Below are 18,434 nucleotides of genomic sequence, written 5' to 3'. Positions count from 1 at the left end.
TAATGGCCTACTCCCCACAGTAGGGAGTAGGGCAATAGTCAGTATTTATAATCGGGTATTCTTTCTATTCTGTTATCAATGAATTCAACCAGTTGATCGCAAAATACTCCTTTCATCGGTTTATAGGGTATCACTGGCCACACCAGCATGTCTGAGAAGTCTTTGTTAAGGTAAAAGGAAATATTGTATAAGTCTTGCGCCTCATCCAACTCGATACAGACAAAACCATCTAAATAACGCGCATGAACTCTTATAGCAAGCGCATTAGACGATAGTTCATACCATTTAGATACGCCCCACGACCAAACGATCGCTTTATTCGTGTGCAGCAATTGTTGTTGGATAATTTCTGGAATAGTCATTGTGTTCTCCTATGTTTTTACTATGTGTCATTAAGACAAGAACAGTATAACAAGGGTAGTAAGAAATATCAATTGCTTTTATAAATTATATTTATCATATTATTTTATAATAATAGTTGACAATTATAAGCTTTTTTGAGATACTGTATTTGTTCCTTGAGAACAATAGTAAAAACATAGGAGAAAACATCATGTTACCCATTTTATCAAAAGAAAAACTATTTAAATTAGCCCCTTCCATATTCACACAAGAAAGTTCCCACAAAACAAGTGCTCAGTACTCACCCATCTCAACAGAGCAAATCATTGAAAAATTAATGTCAGAAGGATTTTTTCCAACTTGGGCAACTCAGACCAAAAGCCTGAGTCAAGAATCGAAAGCATTTGCAAAACACATGCTCCGTTTTCAACGCCATGATGTCATGCAAAATAATCAGGGGCTTTATCCAGAACTTGTTCTTATTAATTCTCATGATGGCCTGTCTTCTTATCGCCTAATGGCGGGTCTTTTTCGGGTTGTGTGTGCTAATGGAATGATTGCGGGGCAATCGTATGACGAAATTAGAATTAAACATCAGGGGGATGTTGTTGGAAATGTTATTGAAGGTACTTATAAAGTGATTGAAACCGCGAACAAGATGCTCGATGTATCAGATGATATGGCTTCGATTCATCTAAATGATACTGAAAAAATGATTTTTGCCGAAGCTGCTCATTCTCTAAAATTTTCTGATGAAGAGGGAGCAATGATCGTTGCTCCTGAGCGTTTATTGCAACCAAGACGTTATGTGGATCAAAAAGATAATGATTTGTTTACGGTATTTAATGTCCTGCAAGAAAATTTAATTAAAGGTGGGGTTCGTGGTCACCGTTTGAATAAATACGGTTATACCACTCGGACAAAAACAAGAGAAGTAAAAGCCATTGATCAAAATGTGAAATTAAATCGTGCGTTGTGGACGTTAACCGAAAAAATGATGGAAATAAAAAGGTAACGGAATTTTTTTAGAGGCAAAGAAAAATCCCTTTGCCTCATCTGAAAATAGCGTGTCAACAATAGCAAGATGAAAGGAACATTGATGAAATTAAGACTATACCACGGACGCAATACCCCAGAACAAGAAATGGATGATTGGGGTTTCGAGGGAGCAACACTTAACGGTGTTGATGGGATTATATGGACTTATGGAGTGCTACGAGTGTTTTTTGTTAATGATAGCTCCTTAAAGATAGCTAAGGATTTAACGGGATGGGATGAACTAGGGGATGGTTTAGAAATGTGTGTTTATGAGGACTTAATTAAAACCAAAGAGGGGTACTTTGGGGATTGGGAATTAATTTGAATATAAGTGGTATTTTTTTGCTATTCTTTTTCCCTCCTTTTGTTAATTTTATATCTTATATATGCGTTGATAATTAATAGTATGTTAATTGATAGGATCACAGAATAATAAAAAATTCTGTGATCTAAAATTAGAGCATCCAATTTATTGATGATTAAAAATAAAAAAATCTTGATGTAAGAAAAAATAGCGTTAATATTAATCAGAATAAGAGAGTGTTCATCCAACTGTGTCACCTCAGTCATTATCTAAGTCCCAGGGTTAGTCTGTCTTCGAAATAGATTTGTAACTGGGACACGATAAGCGCCCAATTGTGCATGGGCTGATTCCATTTTTCCAGTACTTTCTGGCAAGCACAATAAATAAGCTTAATAAGGGCGTTTTCACTGGTGAAAGCGCCTTTATTTTTAGTGTACTTGCGAATTTGCCGATGAAAGCCTTCAACAATATTGGTAGTGTAAATGATGCGTCTTAGCTCTTCTGGGTATTTGAAGTATTGTGATAGAGCTTCCCAGTTGTTATTCCAGGATTTCATCACCGCCGGGTATTTTTTGCCCCATTTCTCTTCCAACTCAAGTAGATGATGCAAAGCCATATCTTTGCTTGAAGCCTTATAAACCAGCTTTAAATCGGCCATAAAGGCTTTCTGGTCCTTACTAACCACATACTTTAATGAGTTGCGAATTTGATGAACGACACAAAGCTGGATCTCGGTGTTAGGAAAAACTTCAGCAATGGCATCAGGAAATCCCTTAAGTCCATCGATGCTTGCTATAAGGATATCCTCTACACCACGAGCTTTAAGGTCATTTAATACACTAAGCCAAAAACGAGCTCCCTCTGCCTCAGATAAATAGAGCCCTAGAATATCTTTTTTACCTTCTGAATTTACAGCAAGGACGGTGTAAAATGCTCTACTTATGACCTTACCTTCAACACGTACTTTAAAGTGCATGGCATCAAGAAAAACGATTGGGTATACAGATTCTAGGGAGCGATTACGCCACTCGGTAATCAGGGGTAATAGTTTGTCAGTAATCAGGCTGATTTTAGCACTCGAGACTTCTAGTCCATACATCTCAGATAAATGCTCGCTTATCGCCTCGTAACTCATGCCTATCGCATAGAGGGCTAGGACTTTATTATCCAGTGACTCGTTGAGTACCGTTTGACGTTTTTTTACAAGCTCGGGTTCAAAGCTGCCATCCCTATCTCGAGGTGTTTCTAAATCAAAAACTCCAGTTGTTGATTTAATTGTTTTAGTCGTTTTGCCGTTGCGACGGTTTGAAATACCTGTCTCATGACAATCAGTCATATGAGAATCCATTTCACCTTCTAATGCCGCCTCTAATAGCTCTTTTATTAAGGGGGTCAGTATGCCGTCTTTTCCAGTGAGAGATTGGCCAGACTTTAACTGGGTCAAAGCCTCTAATTTGAACTCATTGAAATCAAAATTCGATAAATCTATTTTCTTTTTATTCATATCTACCTCTTTTAAGTGTTAAATTATAAACAAATTAAAAGAGATGACACAGTTATTTAAACACTACCCAGAATAATAATCACTAAAAATAACGCCACCTTCCGTTTTATTAAAGAAAAAAATAACATTATTGAATGTGCTTTTATTTGTAAGGATCTAATATTCATTCTAGGATAGTACCCTTCCTGATCTGAAAGATCCCCACGAAATTACCAAACACGGTTAAGCTCCTGTTCTATAATCTCTTGTAAGGTTCTAGGGTCAGGGGCTAAGGAACAGAGCTGATTATGCTCAATCATAAGCTTACCCAGGGTAAAATAAGAGAATATTTTCTTATCTTTGACCGTATTGGCTTGGAAGTATTGTTGTTTATTTTGACTATGTGCAATTACTCCAATAACCCAATAAGTAATTTGCACAATAGCAGCAAGAAGCATTTTTACTCCCCATCTATCTACTGAATGAGTACGCACATAACGTCCTGCTAGTCCGAATTGATGACTTTTAACATCTCTAAACGATTCTTCTATTTGCATTCTTTTAAAATAGAGATTGATAATATCAGTAGGCCCTACATCCAATGGTAAATTAGTAGCCAAAATCCATGGCTCTTTATTAGCTTGACTATAACTTCCATTAGACAGTGTCGAGGTGGTTTTTCCTCGTGATGTCTTTACCTTTCTTCCCTTAGGCTTACGATAGGTTGTAACCACCCTACAAGGTCTTGTATGCTCTTTGGTTAATAGAGCATGCTCATAATGTGTCGTTTTAGATTTAATATCAGGGATTAGTTCTTTAATGAGTTTCCATCCCAGTTCTTCGGATAATTGTACCGATTTAACTCCTCTTACACGACTTAGCCAATACCAGCCCAGCGCTTCTATTTCTTTAAACCATTCTTCATAAAAACCGGCATCCATGATTACGATTACTCGACGATTTTTGGGCAAACAAAGACTCAACTCTTTTAAAAAGTCCTTAGCTCGTCCTTTTGTTTCGGTATCTCTATACACTTCTCGATAAAGAGGAAGACTTCTACCTTTTAACGCTATTTCTGCACTGAGCATTTGAATTTCTCGGTCGTCTTTTAAGCAGCAAATATCTACAATCAAAGGTAAGGTTGTATCTTGCGAGATGTAAGTAAAAACAAAGCTTGATAACCCTTGATAAATGGAAAAAAGTTCATTATGCAGTGCCTTATTGCCTTCCAGCCTATCAACTTTCTTTATCTTATTTTTTAATTTTGCATCTCCAGGCAAGTTCCTCCCTAATTCACTTAATGAAAGGTTTTGGCTATGTCTTAAGCCTGATGCTACATCCATTACTGCATTCAATCGTGATATATGAATTTCAGGACATGATTCTGTAAGCGAATTATAAAGATAGGTTTCTACAGCTAACATTTTAATTTCCATGAGTCTTAATGACGCTCATTTGATCATGAGACGCTCTTTATTTCAACTCATAATTCGTGGGGATAGATCAGTTCCTGATACCAATCCCACCGCTTCTAAGGGTATCGATTTTGAGTTTTCATTAGCGCAGTTTATGCCGTTAATTTTGGCAACTATAGTCCCTGATTGATAATCTGCTTTTAAAATGGAATCCGCAATTGCCGTGCAAGACATGAAATTAATGTTTATTTTAAATCGTAATTGATTTGGGTTATCAGAATCATGAAAAGGAGCCATGACGAACTGATCTATCCCCACGAATTATGAGTTGAAATAAAGAGCGTCTCATGATCAAATGAGCGTCATTAAGACTCATGGAAATTAAAATGTTAGCTGTAGAAACCTATCTTTATAATTCGCTTACAGAATCATGTCCTGAAATTCATATATCACGATTGAATGCAGTAATGGATGTAGCATCAGGCTTAAGACATAGCCAAAACCTTTCATTAAGTGAATTAGGGAGGAACTTGCCTGGAGATGCAAAATTAAAAAATAAGATAAAGAAAGTTGATAGGCTGGAAGGCAATAAGGCACTGCATAATGAACTTTTTTCCATTTATCAAGGGTTATCAAGCTTTGTTTTTACTTACATCTCGCAAGATACAACCTTACCTTTGATTGTAGATATTTGCTGCTTAAAAGACGACCGAGAAATTCAAATGCTCAGTGCAGAAATAGCGTTAAAAGGTAGAAGTCTTCCTCTTTATCGAGAAGTGTATAGAGATACCGAAACAAAAGGACGAGCTAAGGACTTTTTAAAAGAGTTGAGTCTTTGTTTGCCCAAAAATCGTCGAGTAATCGTAATCATGGATGCCGGTTTTTATGAAGAATGGTTTAAAGAAATAGAAGCGCTGGGCTGGTATTGGCTAAGTCGTGTAAGAGGAGTTAAATCGGTACAATTATCCGAAGAACTGGGATGGAAACTCATTAAAGAACTAATCCCTGATATTAAATCTAAAACGACACATTATGAGCATGCTCTATTAACCAAAGAGCATACAAGACCTTGTAGGGTGGTTACAACCTATCGTAAGCCTAAGGGAAGAAAGGTAAAGACATCACGAGGAAAAACCACCTCGACACTGTCTAATGGAAGTTATAGTCAAGCTAATAAAGAGCCATGGATTTTGGCTACTAATTTACCATTGGATGTAGGGCCTACTGATATTATCAATCTCTATTTTAAAAGAATGCAAATAGAAGAATCGTTTAGAGATGTTAAAAGTCATCAATTCGGACTAGCAGGACGTTATGTGCGTACTCATTCAGTAGATAGATGGGGAGTAAAAATGCTTCTTGCTGCTATTGTGCAAATTACTTATTGGGTTATTGGAGTAATTGCACATAGTCAAAATAAACAACAATACTTCCAAGCCAATACGGTCAAAGATAAGAAAATATTCTCTTATTTTACCCTGGGTAAGCTTATGATTGAGCATAATCAGCTCTGTTCCTTAGCCCCTGACCCTAGAACCTTACAAGAGATTATAGAACAGGAGCTTAACCGTGTTTGGTAATTTCGTGGGGATCTTTCAGATGACGAATGCGCTGAAAATTGTACCCATGGGTATCGATTTTGATTCCTTAATATCAGATGAGGTGAAATTAAAATTCTTTGTAACCACAACTTCCCCCATCTTGCTTTCTGACACATAAATTCTTTTTGATTCTGATGTGAGTTCATTTTTATGTTCGGCCAGCAGTTTTAGAAACTCATTTTTATTAATAAACGGGATAGGGATAAACCAATCCACAATGGTTATCATGACCTTATCCAGAAAAGGAGGTTCAACACCATGAATTTTCGCGGCAATCTCGGACAACTCTTTTAGAGATATATAGGTTTGCTTTTCTTTTTGATCTAGTTTTGATTGAACTGAATAAGAGTGATAACCAAATAGACCAATAATAGTTAGTGGTATGATGTATTTACATGTAGTCCTAATACGGTTTTTCACTCGGATATCCTGTTTTTTTAAATTGTATATTTACTAAATTAAATCCTAATGCCGAACAATACTAAACGGATTCAATAGCCTGTTTCTTCTCTTTTCGATGTTGCTTCCATTCTTTATCTTTAGAAAAGATCATGATGGATGACTCTTCAAAAAAATAGCTAATATCATCAATGCCAACCCATGAGCAATATTCTTTAATTTCAGAATAGATCTCTTTGCTTATTTCGATTTTAATTTTTTCTTTTTCAGGTGCTTTTTTTGCACTAATTAAAGCCATGGTATTCTCCAAAATTAACATAATTTTATAAAAAAATTAGTTTACTATATCAGTAAAAATAGGACATAAAAATAAAAATCGAAACAATTAATAGCGATTGGTGCAGATTCCACTGATGCCGATCAAAGATTCCATTCCATCGCGATCATAGATTCCATTTGATACCGATCACTGATTCCATTCGATGGCGATCAAACCGGAGCAAAGCGACGCTTTTTTAAAGTTTATGACTTATCCTCCAGATTATCTAATTTTGTAGTTATTTTTTTTCGCATTGACTCACCTTTCATATCAATTCGATGAGAGTTATGAACAAGTCTATCCAAGATAGCATCCCCCAATGTCAAATCACCAATAACCTCATGCCAGAGCTTAACAGGTAGTTGGCTAGTCACAATGGTTGAGGACTGATTGTGCCTGTCATCCATAATTTCAAGTAAATCACGGCGTTGCTCATCATTCATCGGAGCCAAACCCCAATCATCCAATATAAGGAGTTGGATTTTTTCTAATGAAGCAAGTAATTTAGGGAAACTCCCATCACCTCGGGCTAATTCAAGTGCCTGAAATAGTCTTGGTAAACGTAAATAACGTGCCGTAAAATTATTACGACACGCTTGATTAGCTAAAGCACATGCAAGCCACGTTTTACCGGTACCCGTGGGACCGGTGATCAGTAGATTTTGTTTTCGCCCAACCCAATAACAATCAGCAAGTTGCTTTATTACCGCCCTTGAGATTCCCCTTGAAACCGAGTAATCAATATCCTCTAAACACGCATTGGCTTTGAGTCTGGCTTGCCGCAATCGAGTGCTTAACTTGCGATTTCCACGTACAATACACTCTCGCTCTACTAGTAAACTAAATCGTTCATCAAAAGATAATTGATGAATATCAGATTGCTGCATCTGCTCTTGTAATGCCTCAATCATGCCGTGGCAGCGTAATTCTCTTAACTGTTCGAACAATGGCTGTGTTAACATAACAATATCTCCCTGAGTCTGTTAATGATAGTAATTTGCACCACGAACATTCTCATGGTGATTAGTTATATCAGCAGCCGCACTCGTGCTGGCAGGCTTTGATAGCGGCTGCTTATCCAACCCATTCTTTAAAATGGACTCAATATTTTTATATCGAACTGCACCAATATGAAGCCCTCTAATCGCTGCATTTTCTAAACGCTCTTTTCCATATTTTTTACTCATGCGAAGAATACCAAGACATGCGCGATAACCTTGCTGTGGTATTTTGTGCAAACTAATGACTTCATCAATTAATTGAGCTGTATGTGGCCCAATACTTTGTGCCCATCGATGTAATCGTTCAGGTGTCCATGAAACATAATCCTGATGGGCTTTTGGCATATGTTCATTCTGTGTGGTATGACCTGGCTTAAATGAACGTTGATGCAGCGCGATACGTTTATTATTTAAAAAACATTCAATCGTTCGGTCTCCAATTCGAACATCAATGAATTCCCCAAGATAACGCCATGGAATACTGTAATGATGTTTCTCAATGGTCACATGATAATCAATTCCAGCTTTAGCACGTTTCCAATAAGCAAATTGATAACGATGAATGGGTAATGATTTTAATGCAGGCCTATCAATTTCTAAAAACTGGGAATAACGAGAGCCAGATAACTGTTGAAATGGACGCTCATTATAAGCTTGCAATAAGGGGGCTATTGCTGAATTAATCTCAGAAATATTAAAGAAAGTACAATCTCGCAATCGAGCTAAAATCCATCGTTGAATACCCTGTACACCCACTTCAACTTTGGCTTTATCTTTCGGGGATCGTACTCGAGCAGGAATAACAGCGACATTATAATAGTTGGCCATTTCTTGATAAGTCATGTTGGTATCGGGGTCGTAGAGATGGGGTTGTGTAACTCCTGACTTGAGATTGTCAGGAACGATGCTGGTGGTAACGCCACCAAAAAATTCGAATGCCCGAATATGCGCAGCTATCCAATGACGTAAGCTCTGGCTTTCTGCTGCTTCAATAAACGTATAGTTCGAAGCACCAAGCACTGCTACAAAGATTTCTGCTTTGTGTAGTGCGCCTGTGTCTTTATCAACCCATGGAACAGTGAGTCCAGAATAATCTACGAATAACTTTTCACCGGCATGATGGGTAATACGCATGCTTGGATTCAGTTTACACGAGAAATCTCGATACATCTCACAAAAACGACTGTATCCGTATCCATCAGGATATTGGCTGCGATACTCATACCATAGCAATAATAAGGTCACGCCCTTGCGTTTTAGCTCTCGATGAACCCATGATAAATCAGGGGTAGGTCTATTAAGTTTTTTGGGATTAGACTCTTGGGGAAATAAGCGAGCATAAAGTTCAGCGTCACTCATCGACACAGGCAATGGCCACGACACGTCAAACATTTTGGCACGTGATAAATAGCTACTCACTGTGCTAGCACTAATATCAACACTTGCTGCAATTTCTCTATTGTTCAAGCCACCTTCATATCGCAGCTTTAAAACTTCTCTTATTTTACGCATCGATAGCTTCTCCGTTGGCATTTCTACTTTCCTTCTGTTTGACCAAACAAAAGGATAAAACGGTTATCGTGCGTCGCTCAATATGCTTACGTATTGCTCATTCTTGATCGGCTTAGAATGGAATCTTTGATCGGCATCAAATGGAATTCGTGATCGGCATCACTGGAATCTGTGATCGGGATGGAGTGGAATATGCAATTGGCAAACGGATCATAACTATTGCAATAATTTGTAGATGAATAACTACGATAATTGTTGTCATGATTTCTATAATAATCATCAAATGAACTGCTAGATCCAAATGTATTGCCATTTACATCCAGACAACCAATCATTGGCAGGCCGCTTGCAGGATTAATTTTTGTATCATTTGATTTAGTGTAAGAATGAAAAGAATGCCGTTTAGCATACACTGCCTTCTCTTCTTCAGTCCATTCACTATAGGGTCGAAAATGAATGATTTTAGCAATTTTTTTCAGAAATCTTTTTAATATATTCATGATATAAATATCCTTATTGGGTAAATAAGAGAATCACAAGCACGCAATTATTATGCGCTTTTCAAAATGTTAATTTAAATAAATAATACTAAAATACCCAGTCAAATACACATATAAAAAGAATGATTAAATAAAAAAGAACACACCCCTCGCAATGTTTATTGCTTAAAACATTTTATTATTATTCAATAACTTACGTGAAGATGAGCATTTTTAAATCTGCCAACACCTCTGTTTTATATGGGTGTGCATCCACTCTTTAATATTAATCAATAACTTATAAAATATCAACACCTAATCCACACCTAGCAAATGAATAAAAAACCTCTATAAAACAAAGATACACACCTATTCGACCCCTATAATTAAATGATATAATTATTCTCAATTAGCCAAAATCAGTGCACTGAGCCTGCTTTCTAAATTTAAAAGAGGATTTTATGCCCAAGGCCTATTGTTATTTAAATCAAAAAATTATTGATCAGCTCGAATCCATTAAAAAAGATGAAGGGCATGATTCATCGTCTCAAACAATGAAAGAAATGATTGAATTAGGGATAAAGGTTTATCTCCATAATAAAGATAATCCAGTGATAAGCGAGGATGAAAAAAGACGCTTAGAAAAAGAAGAAGAGTTAAATCGTCAACACACGACCCATCTTTTAAGGTTGCTGGGAATCAGTGCTGATATTTTTCGTTGTGTTTATGATAAAAATAAACTTCAAAGTGATTCGAATAATGCCGAAGAACATATCGCAGAACTGAAGAAAAAGGTAGATAATTTCATTGAAGGATTTATCAATAATTAAGTTATAAAAAATAGTACTTGCCGTTAAATTGAAAGTAATAAAGATAATTTTTACTCTAAAAATTTTACCTAGAATCGGACATTAATTGTTTTAATTGGAAATAGGTAGTTAATCCAATTAAAGTAAATGCCCCTAATGAAATAGCTAAACTACCATAATAAAATAGTTCATTTCCATTGGGAAAATGAACTATTTGGTCAATATATTCGATAAATAAAAAATACAATAACCAAATCAAAAACAACGAAAACGCTAATCCATTTTTTACATCATAATAAAAACAATGAATACGACTTAATATTGCTAAAATTATAAAAAACGGGAGCGATATAAAATAAAAAAACATTTGCATTCCAGATGGCTCATAAGCAACCTGTAATAGGTTGTTCATTTTGGTGGAACAAGCTACTAATACATAGACATAAATAAGGTAGAATGATGATCCATGGTAGTGTTTAAATAACTGTGTCATCTCTTTTAATTTGTTTATAATTTAACACTTAAAAGAGGTAGATATGAATAAAAAGAAAATAGATTTATCGAATTTTGATTTCAATGAGTTCAAATTAGAGGCTTTGACCCAGTTAAAGTCTGGCCAATCTCTCACTGGAAAAGACGGCATACTGACCCCCTTAATAAAAGAGCTATTAGAGGCGGCATTAGAAGGTGAAATGGATTCTCATATGACTGATTGTCATGAGACAGGTATTTCAAACCGTCGCAACGGCAAAACGACTAAAACAATTAAATCAACAACTGGAGTTTTTGATTTAGAAACACCTCGAGATAGGGATGGCAGCTTTGAACCCGAGCTTGTAAAAAAACGTCAAACGGTACTCAACGAGTCACTGGATAATAAAGTCCTAGCCCTCTATGCGATAGGCATGAGTTACGAGGCGATAAGCGAGCATTTATCTGAGATGTATGGACTAGAAGTCTCGAGTGCTAAAATCAGCCTGATTACTGACAAACTATTACCCCTGATTACCGAGTGGCGTAATCGCTCCCTAGAATCTGTATACCCAATCGTTTTTCTTGATGCCATGCACTTTAAAGTACGTGTTGAAGGTAAGGTCATAAGTAGAGCATTTTACACCGTCCTTGCTGTAAATTCAGAAGGTAAAAAAGATATTCTAGGGCTCTATTTATCTGAGGCAGAGGGAGCTCGTTTTTGGCTTAGTGTATTAAATGACCTTAAAGCTCGTGGTGTAGAGGATATCCTTATAGCAAGCATCGATGGACTTAAGGGATTTCCTGATGCCATTGCTGAAGTTTTTCCTAACACCGAGATCCAGCTTTGTGTCGTTCATCAAATTCGCAACTCATTAAAGTATGTGGTTAGTAAGGACCAGAAAGCCTTTATGGCCGATTTAAAGCTGGTTTATAAGGCTTCAAGCAAAGATATGGCTTTGCATCATCTACTTGAGTTGGAAGAGAAATGGGGCAAAAAATACCCGGCGGTGATGAAATCCTGGAATAACAACTGGGAAGCTCTATCACAATACTTCAAATACCCAGAAGAGCTAAGACGCATCATTTACACTACCAATATTGTTGAAGGCTTTCATCGGCAAATTCGCAAGTACACTAAAAATAAAGGCGCTTTCACCAGTGAAAACGCCCTTATTAAGCTTATTTATTGTGCTTGCCAGAAAGTACTGGAAAAATGGAATCAGCCCATGCACAATTGGGCGCTTATCGTGTCCCAGTTACAAATCTATTTCGAAGACAGACTAACCCTGGGACTTAGATAATGACTGAGGTGACACAGTTGGATGAACACTCTCTGATCCATTTATCTGTATTAGAGAGATTATTCCACACATTTTCTTCATATAAAAATTCCTGTGCTCAATCAATTAAAGATATTTTAATATATTTCCATTTCTTCTCGCTGAAGGGTTTTTAATTTATCAATTGAATTGTTTTTAATTTCAGGAACTTCAAGTTTCATCTGTCGTGAAATGTCTTCAAAGCACTTCTTAATTTGATCTTGATTTAAATCTGTTTTATTGAGGCTTCCAATCAATTTATCAACACTAACTGCTTTATTTAATGTATCAACTACTCCTTGTATCCCGCCGCTTTTATTGACATCGTTAAAGTCTTTTTGATGCAGAGGAATAGCAATTTCTACAGTCTTTCCATGCTGTTTTAATCGTTCAATGGTTTGAATAATTACCCTATCCTCTTTAATAGGTTTATCATCATTATCCATGCAAATGACTATTTTATCAGTGAGCAATGCCATATCGATATTTACAAAATTTTCCTTGCCCAGTGTAGCTATAACGCGTTCATTTTGAACTGCATCTCTGATGCTTAGTCCTGTTTCTACACCTTCTGCAATATAGGTGACACTTTCATGCCCTGTACCCTCATTTAATATGACTCCAGCGCCAGCTTTTGAGCCATAAGTTTTCTTAGGTTTCATCTTCATTATCGCTTTATTTGCGGTTTCATTATCCAGATATACCACTTCAACGCAGGCTACTTTATTGTCTTTGTCCCGAGCAATATTCAATAGTGCTGGCCTGTAGCGAACTTCTTCGGTATCTTTAGTATAAACATGGGGATGAAAGCGAATATTTTCTCCAGAAACATTATGAATCTTTCTGATTTCTTTTAAATACCGCTCTGCTATTGTACCTGATATGGGTTTCGATTCTCGCGCTAATTGCATTCCATAATCTGATGTTTTTCTTTTCTTATCAGAATCGATTGCTTGAATCTTATTAGGCTTTTTGCCTACTAATTTAATTTGTTCCTTTAAGTCATCACCTGTTAATTTTGCAGCATATTCAAGACTTTCTTTAAAGTTTAGATTTAATGTTTTTTGAATCAAATGAAGCATGTTTCCTTTTTCCTTTGTTTCAAAGTTATGCCAAACTCCTCTTTTTTCTCCACTTAAACAGATGCTTAAGCTGCCGTTAGTACCATATCGATATTCTGTTTTTGACGAAAGCGCTCTATTGGGCTCTCCAAGTAGTGATTCAATCACGAGCTCAGCCTGGTCGGATAAATTTTGTGACAGCATATTCGCATCATAGCGAGGTTCCTGGTTCTTTATTTTGGGCATACCATGCATTGGCTTGAGTGATTTTGGTTGCTCATTAGGAGTTTTGGACTTTATTGGGGTATGCAGGAGGCCAAGCGATTCCAATGCAGAAGTTTTTTCAGGAGTAACACGAAGTTGTTTTCGTAGTTTTTTATGATCGTCCGTATAAATCATGGCATGCAAGGAACCTCGCGTTACCATGATATAAAATGAACGCAGATGGTTTACTTGAGCATTTTTAGTTTCAGCAACTCCAATAACAAATGGGGATGAAGCCCCTTGAATTGAATAACTGGTAGCAGTATAACTATAATCCCAATGGGAATCCTTCATCTGTTTTTTTTCCAGAACGTGCGCCACGCCACTACTGTCTTTTACGGTAAATGACTCATCGTTTACCTCCGTCACCTGCACCCTTTCATTAGCGAAACGTCCCAAAGTCTTATCAGATTTTTTAAAATGAATTTTTTCACCCACCGAGACTCTTCCTGGCATGGATTGAAACAATTCAATCTTCCAGTCTTTATTTTCTTTTTCAGGAACAAAGAGGTATTTATTTCCTTTCGTATCATTTAATACCACTACTTTCGCTGCCTCATCTACCGAAACTACTTTGAAATAGTGCTCTCCTTTCTTTAAAAAATACTCTTCTTTCTTTTTTAAGCAATCCCGATACGTTTCACAATAATAAAGCTCTGCAGTGGTGTAATTCGTGCTTAGTAGCCGCGGGAACTCTTTGTTTTCAAGGCCTATGGTAGACTCTTTCATCAGTGCATTTCTAATCAGACCATTGGCAACTTCCCTTTTTTTATTTTCATGAATGATAACAATGGTGCTATCACGGCATGCTGGTGTCCGTGATAAATAATCTCCTACAGCCATTTCTATCGGGCTTTTTTCTTTTAATTCTTCCTGGAAGGGTTCTCTCGATTCTTGTTGAGTGTGTTCTTGTTGCAGGTACGCTTGGGTCGAGTGGCCTGTTTCAATAATTGAAGAGGTTATGTTGTGGTAAGGACTATCGGTTTTAGTTCGGGTGATTGAGTCTAAGGGTTGATTCGCTAACTGAGTTAACGCCTTATCAATATCCCCCGTGATTAATGTTTCGATTGCCTTTTTGTATTCGATGACTTGTTGTCGTACCAAATCATCCATACAGGCCACCTTGATGCTTCCTTCCTGAATCAATATCTTGCTTGGCTTACCGCTTTCAATGCTTTGATGCTGGCTAATATCGCCAAGCATTGCGCAACGAGCGCCCGAATCATGGATTTTTTGGATGAGGCTTGCGCAATCTCGATTAGAGACCATAGAAGATTCATCAAGCAGCACCAGTGTTTCTTTGCTTAATGTCGCTTGCTGTTCTTGTTCAATAAGAAAACTCTTTAAGGTTTGCGCTTCAATTCCCAGCGCCCTCATTTCTTTTACAGCCTGATGCGTGGGCGCGACCGCAATCAGTTCAACCTCTTCATGAGTCATAGATTGGACATACCTGATGGTGTCAATCGCACTTCGAGTCATGGTTGTTTTCCCTGTTCCTGCATAACCCTGAATCATAATAAACTGATCAGTTGTAGTCGTGATTAACTCACAGGCTTCTTTTTGGCCTTTGGTAAGGTGTGTGGGCTCTAATTGTTTTCGTGCTTCATCACCACTCATTAGCGGCTTTATGGTGTTAATACCTGCTTTAACATTCTTGATAATCGACTCTTCAAATGCCACCGCTTCTTTGGTGGTCAAAATCTCGTTCCCCCCTGATATTAAATCCCCATTAGTCATGACCTTATCCAGGACGTTATTTAATTCGTTAAGTCCTGCTTTTCCTATAGCCTGAGTGAGCGCAACCTTAAGCAAATCTGACGGAGTAAAGGCTGCTTCTCGTTCTGAAAGATGGGCTATTGCAAAGTTCAGCGCTTTTTCTGCATCACTTTTTTGAGGTTTTTCCGAGGTTAAAATAGTTAAGGCCTGTTCCAGTGACGTGAGTAGATCAGTCGTGGTTCTATGGTCAATAATCTGTGCACCATGATTGGTTTTGGCAGCATCCAAAGTCAGCGATATCGCCGAGGATTTTGTTGCAGTCTTCATTGCAAACCGATTAGCCTTCTCCATATCATCCGTAATAATCATTAATTCTTCTTTGCTCGATTCGCATAATACCGACATGGTATTTTGTTTGAGCGCATAGGCCGGTAGTGTCATAATGGTTTGTATCACGGGTTTAAAATCATCAGAATAAATGGTTTTGGCATAGGCATGGCTCAATGGGAAATGCTTTTCGTTACTCGTGATAAGATGAATAGTTTTTTTTCCATCTTTTATTTTTATTCCATGGCGGGTAAATGCAGTGACCTCATATTGGTTGCCGATTTTTAATCCTTCAAAGGATAAACTGCCCGTAGCAATTAATCGATCTCCTATCCCTACTGATAATGGTGTTTGTTCATAAACCTGCGTGGAATCTGTAATATTTTTAGCAGCAAGTTGTGATCTTACCCCGTTATGATTCCGAACAATCAATTGATTGTCTTTTTCATTGACACCGATTACCGTGAATTTTTTTGATTCTGTACGGGTGTTCTGGATTAATACCCAATCGGGCTGATAACTTTTGGCCAATTTTTTTTCACTTAAGGTCAAGGACATAGGGGTTAACGTATTTATGCTCTTTTCATCTACTGAAATCTCCCCGTGCTCTTTTAACTGCTTACGGATTGCTTTATTGACCTCTTTCGCTTCGAGCTTTGAGACAGTTAATAGTTTTGTATTCTGCCTCTGGTTCAACGGTAAGTTACTGTACATTTGTGCTGTTTTTAGAATACGCCCTTCAATCGTTTTTTCTTCTATGAGATTGATGTTGGTGGCAGGCGCTTTCCTGTCATCAACCTCAAATGTTTTTATGCCGGCTTTATTCAGCAAGTCGGGAATATCGGATTTAAAACCAGAAAGGGATTGTGATTTTTCCAGCAAAATGACTTTGGCACTACGCTTGTCGGCAATAGATAATAAAGTATTCATCTCGTCAGGAGTAAGACGCTGTGATTCATCCACAATCAGCACCTCGCGCTCCTTTTTACTGTTAAAAAAAGGTAATTTATGCTCTGAACGATGGCGATAATTAAAGCCCGCAACTGTTTCACACAAATCCTGTTTTCCAATAGATAAAATCCATTGCCACAGGGTAGGCGCTAATTGGGTCATGTCCTTATTCATCGTCCGCGCAGAATAAGCAGAAGGACAAAGAATACGAATTTTTTTTGAATCTTGAGAATAATCAATTAAAGTACTTAAGAGCTCACGCGAGGTAGCACTTTGTTGTTTGATGCGCACAACCCCTTCTTTATTAAATAAGGCTTGAGTTACTGCTTTTTGAATGGACTCATTATCAGTGAGTTTGCAAACCTTATCCGTATTGCGTTCTATGCCTTTTTTTTGGGGTGTGAAGTTCACGATTTTTCTAATGAGTTCTTGTTCCTTTTTAATGAGCGTACTCGTTGTAAAAGAGGAGTTTTCTGTATTAAGAGCAATCAGATTTTGTGCATCAATTTCTTTATCAATCCGTGCCATCAGTGCTTCAAAGCCCTGATCACCTAAGGAAAAATAAAGGCTCGTCTGTAATACTTCCTGATAGGTAAAGGTTAGTTTTTTTTCTTCTAAATGCGCAATCGCGTCAAGAACACTTCTATCGAGTTCTTGATTATTGGACATGGTTTCTTTTGGTGTATGCGATTCTTTAGTTTTTTCTTTTAAGGTGGCAAGATAGGTGGCTGGATTAACGCCCAACGCTTCACTTTCAGCGCTCCATCGTGTGCGTAATTCCTCTGGAGAAACCATTTCCTTTGATTTCCTTGAATCCAGAGTCGCCCTGTCATACGCTTTTAATGAATTAGAGTGCATCCCTTTAATATGTTCTTCAACCTGGGCACGGCGCTTAGAGATTTGTTCCAACAATGCCTTATCAAAATGCCTGATTTCAAATAGACCATGAGCATCACCCGTATGCTCTATTTCGAGCCCCATTTCTTTTAAACCAAGAGCCATTTCAGAGCGGTACACAAGACCCAAAAAGATTTGATTATCCATAATCCACTCCATGGTGCCATTATTGCGACTGATATCAGAAGCCAAAGCACGCCATTTGCCATCCAGCCGCTCGGTGAAATTCATCAACAATGCATGCACATGAAGCTGAGGATCAAGCTCTCTGGAGGTATCATGGAGAATGGCAGCAAAACAAAGATTCCCCGTTTTTTCATATTCCATGCCTTCTTTTCCTGATTTGCGCGCTTGTGCCGCCTCTTTTTCAATCAGTTTTAAGACTGTCTTTACCGCATTGAGGTGCAAATCAATAAATTCTTTGTGTTCACAAACCAGCCCAAGATAGGACACGGATTTTGGGGCAGAAAAAGTTAAATCATAACCGCCTCGCCTGTTCATTTCACCAGTGGCTGATTTCAAGCCTTTAATCACATCACCGCTTGGTAATTCGCCACTGACAATAGATTCAAGGGTTTTTACGTTAACTTCTCCAGAAAGATTTTGACGCGCAGCACTTAATCCAACCCATTGGGTAACCAATTGGTTCGTAAAATAATAATTTTCCTGATCAAAATAATAACCAGGCTTTTTAATTGGTTTGACTCGCAGACTTAACATGAT

General features: G+C 37.5%; 16 protein-coding genes. 5 read left to right on the top strand and 11 right to left on the bottom strand.

Going from position 1 to position 18,434, the window contains the following annotated elements; genetic code table 11:
• Positions 1-38: 38 nt before the first annotated feature.
• The gene (locus tag OQJ26_RS11365; protein WP_058472659.1) at positions 39-362 is read right to left on the bottom strand and encodes a hypothetical protein; all 324 of its coding nucleotides are present in this window, start codon (positions 360-362) and stop codon (positions 39-41) included.
• A 191-nt stretch (positions 363-553) separates the two neighbouring features.
• Here OQJ26_RS11365 and OQJ26_RS11360 point away from each other — a divergent pair, with 191 nt between their 5' ends.
• Both OQJ26_RS11360 and OQJ26_RS11355 read left to right on the top strand, forming a co-directional pair.
• Positions 554-1,357, top strand: a complete 804-nt coding sequence (locus OQJ26_RS11360; RefSeq protein WP_265703908.1) for a DUF932 domain-containing protein — start codon at positions 554-556, stop codon at positions 1,355-1,357.
• Between the two features lie 84 nt (positions 1,358-1,441).
• Entirely contained in the window at positions 1,442-1,705 is a 264-nt protein-coding gene (locus OQJ26_RS11355) for a hypothetical protein (RefSeq protein WP_061468679.1), read from the top strand.
• A 244-nt stretch (positions 1,706-1,949) separates the two neighbouring features.
• Here the strand turns inward: OQJ26_RS11355 and OQJ26_RS11350 are convergent, their stop codons facing one another.
• The 3 genes from OQJ26_RS11350 to OQJ26_RS11340 form a co-directional block, all read right to left on the bottom strand.
• Positions 1,950-3,188: an IS256 family transposase gene (locus OQJ26_RS11350; RefSeq protein WP_265701939.1), complete on the bottom strand. Its 1,239-nt coding sequence runs from the start codon at positions 3,186-3,188 to the stop codon at positions 1,950-1,952.
• Positions 3,189-3,397: 209 nt separating this feature from the next.
• Positions 3,398-4,603, bottom strand: a complete 1,206-nt coding sequence (locus tag OQJ26_RS11345) for an IS4 family transposase (RefSeq protein ID WP_265702028.1) — start codon at positions 4,601-4,603, stop codon at positions 3,398-3,400.
• 42 nt (positions 4,604-4,645) lie between these two features.
• Complete coding sequence (locus tag OQJ26_RS11340) at positions 4,646-4,879, bottom strand: hypothetical protein (RefSeq protein ID WP_265703907.1); 234 nt, start codon at positions 4,877-4,879, stop codon at positions 4,646-4,648.
• Positions 4,880-4,956: 77 nt separating this feature from the next.
• On the opposite strand from OQJ26_RS11340, the gene OQJ26_RS11335 reads away from it, so the two are divergent.
• Positions 4,957-6,162 carry an IS4 family transposase gene (locus OQJ26_RS11335; protein ID WP_265702028.1) on the top strand — a complete coding sequence of 402 codons (1,206 nt, stop codon included), beginning with the start codon at positions 4,957-4,959 and terminating at the stop codon, positions 6,160-6,162.
• A 15-nt stretch (positions 6,163-6,177) separates the two neighbouring features.
• Here OQJ26_RS11335 and OQJ26_RS11330 read toward each other — a convergent pair whose 3' ends face one another.
• From OQJ26_RS11330 to OQJ26_RS11310, 5 genes are all read right to left on the bottom strand, one after another.
• Positions 6,178-6,603, bottom strand: coding sequence for a hypothetical protein (locus tag OQJ26_RS11330; RefSeq protein WP_265703906.1), 426 nt, complete (start codon positions 6,601-6,603; stop codon positions 6,178-6,180).
• A gap of 61 nt (positions 6,604-6,664) precedes the next feature.
• Positions 6,665-6,880 carry a hypothetical protein gene (locus OQJ26_RS11325; RefSeq protein ID WP_061468673.1) on the bottom strand — a complete coding sequence of 72 codons (216 nt, stop codon included), beginning with the start codon at positions 6,878-6,880 and terminating at the stop codon, positions 6,665-6,667.
• Between the two features lie 224 nt (positions 6,881-7,104).
• Positions 7,105-7,863 (bottom strand): IS21-like element helper ATPase IstB, encoded by a 759-nt coding sequence (gene istB / locus OQJ26_RS11320; protein ID WP_265703158.1) that lies wholly within the window; start codon positions 7,861-7,863, stop codon positions 7,105-7,107.
• 21 nt (positions 7,864-7,884) lie between these two features.
• A complete protein-coding gene (gene istA, locus OQJ26_RS11315) occupies positions 7,885-9,435 on the bottom strand; it encodes an IS21 family transposase (RefSeq protein ID WP_265703157.1) in 1,551 nt (516 codons plus the stop codon).
• Between the two features lie 65 nt (positions 9,436-9,500).
• The gene (locus OQJ26_RS11310; protein WP_265703905.1) at positions 9,501-9,914 is read right to left on the bottom strand and encodes a hypothetical protein; all 414 of its coding nucleotides are present in this window, start codon (positions 9,912-9,914) and stop codon (positions 9,501-9,503) included.
• Positions 9,915-10,354: 440 nt separating this feature from the next.
• On the opposite strand from OQJ26_RS11310, the gene OQJ26_RS11305 reads away from it, so the two are divergent.
• Complete coding sequence (locus tag OQJ26_RS11305) at positions 10,355-10,723, top strand: hypothetical protein (RefSeq protein WP_042238349.1); 369 nt, start codon at positions 10,355-10,357, stop codon at positions 10,721-10,723.
• A 64-nt stretch (positions 10,724-10,787) separates the two neighbouring features.
• On the opposite strand, the gene OQJ26_RS11300 is transcribed toward OQJ26_RS11305, so the two are convergent.
• Entirely contained in the window at positions 10,788-11,195 is a 408-nt protein-coding gene (locus OQJ26_RS11300; protein ID WP_265703904.1) for a hypothetical protein, read from the bottom strand.
• 43 nt (positions 11,196-11,238) lie between these two features.
• Here OQJ26_RS11300 and OQJ26_RS11295 point away from each other — a divergent pair, with 43 nt between their 5' ends.
• Entirely contained in the window at positions 11,239-12,477 is a 1,239-nt protein-coding gene (locus OQJ26_RS11295) for an IS256 family transposase (RefSeq protein WP_265701939.1), read from the top strand.
• Positions 12,478-12,593: 116 nt separating this feature from the next.
• Here the strand turns inward: OQJ26_RS11295 and traI are convergent, their stop codons facing one another.
• Positions 12,594-18,431: a conjugative transfer relaxase/helicase TraI gene (gene traI / locus OQJ26_RS11290; RefSeq protein WP_265703903.1), complete on the bottom strand. Its 5,838-nt coding sequence runs from the start codon at positions 18,429-18,431 to the stop codon at positions 12,594-12,596.
• Positions 18,432-18,434: the final 3 nt, after the last annotated feature.

This window comes from Legionella sheltonii, assembly GCF_026191355.1.
Lineage (GTDB): Bacteria > Pseudomonadota > Gammaproteobacteria > Legionellales > Legionellaceae > Legionella > Legionella sheltonii.
This window is presented reverse-complemented; position numbering and strand designations above follow the sequence as displayed.

What these genes read in the sequence shown, in the direction of transcription:
- istB (WP_265703158.1), bottom strand. Translation starts at nt 7,863, where the DNA reads ATGTTAACACAGCCATTGTTCGAACAGTTAAGAGAATTACGCTGCCAC.
- OQJ26_RS11325 (WP_061468673.1), bottom strand. Translation starts at nt 6,880, where the DNA reads ATGGCTTTAATTAGTGCAAAAAAAGCACCTGAAAAAGAAAAAATTAAA.
- OQJ26_RS11310 (WP_265703905.1), bottom strand. Translation starts at nt 9,914, where the DNA reads ATGAATATATTAAAAAGATTTCTGAAAAAAATTGCTAAAATCATTCAT.
- OQJ26_RS11365 (WP_058472659.1), bottom strand. Translation starts at nt 362, where the DNA reads ATGACTATTCCAGAAATTATCCAACAACAATTGCTGCACACGAATAAA.
- OQJ26_RS11300 (WP_265703904.1), bottom strand. Translation starts at nt 11,195, where the DNA reads ATGACACAGTTATTTAAACACTACCATGGATCATCATTCTACCTTATT.
- OQJ26_RS11350 (WP_265701939.1), bottom strand. Translation starts at nt 3,188, where the DNA reads ATGAATAAAAAGAAAATAGATTTATCGAATTTTGATTTCAATGAGTTC.
- OQJ26_RS11355 (WP_061468679.1), top strand. Translation starts at nt 1,442, where the DNA reads ATGAAATTAAGACTATACCACGGACGCAATACCCCAGAACAAGAAATG.
- OQJ26_RS11360 (WP_265703908.1), top strand. Translation starts at nt 554, where the DNA reads ATGTTACCCATTTTATCAAAAGAAAAACTATTTAAATTAGCCCCTTCC.
- OQJ26_RS11340 (WP_265703907.1), bottom strand. Translation starts at nt 4,879, where the DNA reads ATGGCTCCTTTTCATGATTCTGATAACCCAAATCAATTACGATTTAAA.
- OQJ26_RS11345 (WP_265702028.1), bottom strand. Translation starts at nt 4,603, where the DNA reads ATGGAAATTAAAATGTTAGCTGTAGAAACCTATCTTTATAATTCGCTT.
- OQJ26_RS11295 (WP_265701939.1), top strand. Translation starts at nt 11,239, where the DNA reads ATGAATAAAAAGAAAATAGATTTATCGAATTTTGATTTCAATGAGTTC.
- OQJ26_RS11335 (WP_265702028.1), top strand. Translation starts at nt 4,957, where the DNA reads ATGGAAATTAAAATGTTAGCTGTAGAAACCTATCTTTATAATTCGCTT.
- OQJ26_RS11305 (WP_042238349.1), top strand. Translation starts at nt 10,355, where the DNA reads ATGCCCAAGGCCTATTGTTATTTAAATCAAAAAATTATTGATCAGCTC.
- traI (WP_265703903.1), bottom strand. Translation starts at nt 18,431, where the DNA reads ATGTTAAGTCTGCGAGTCAAACCAATTAAAAAGCCTGGTTATTATTTT.
- istA (WP_265703157.1), bottom strand. Translation starts at nt 9,435, where the DNA reads ATGCCAACGGAGAAGCTATCGATGCGTAAAATAAGAGAAGTTTTAAAG.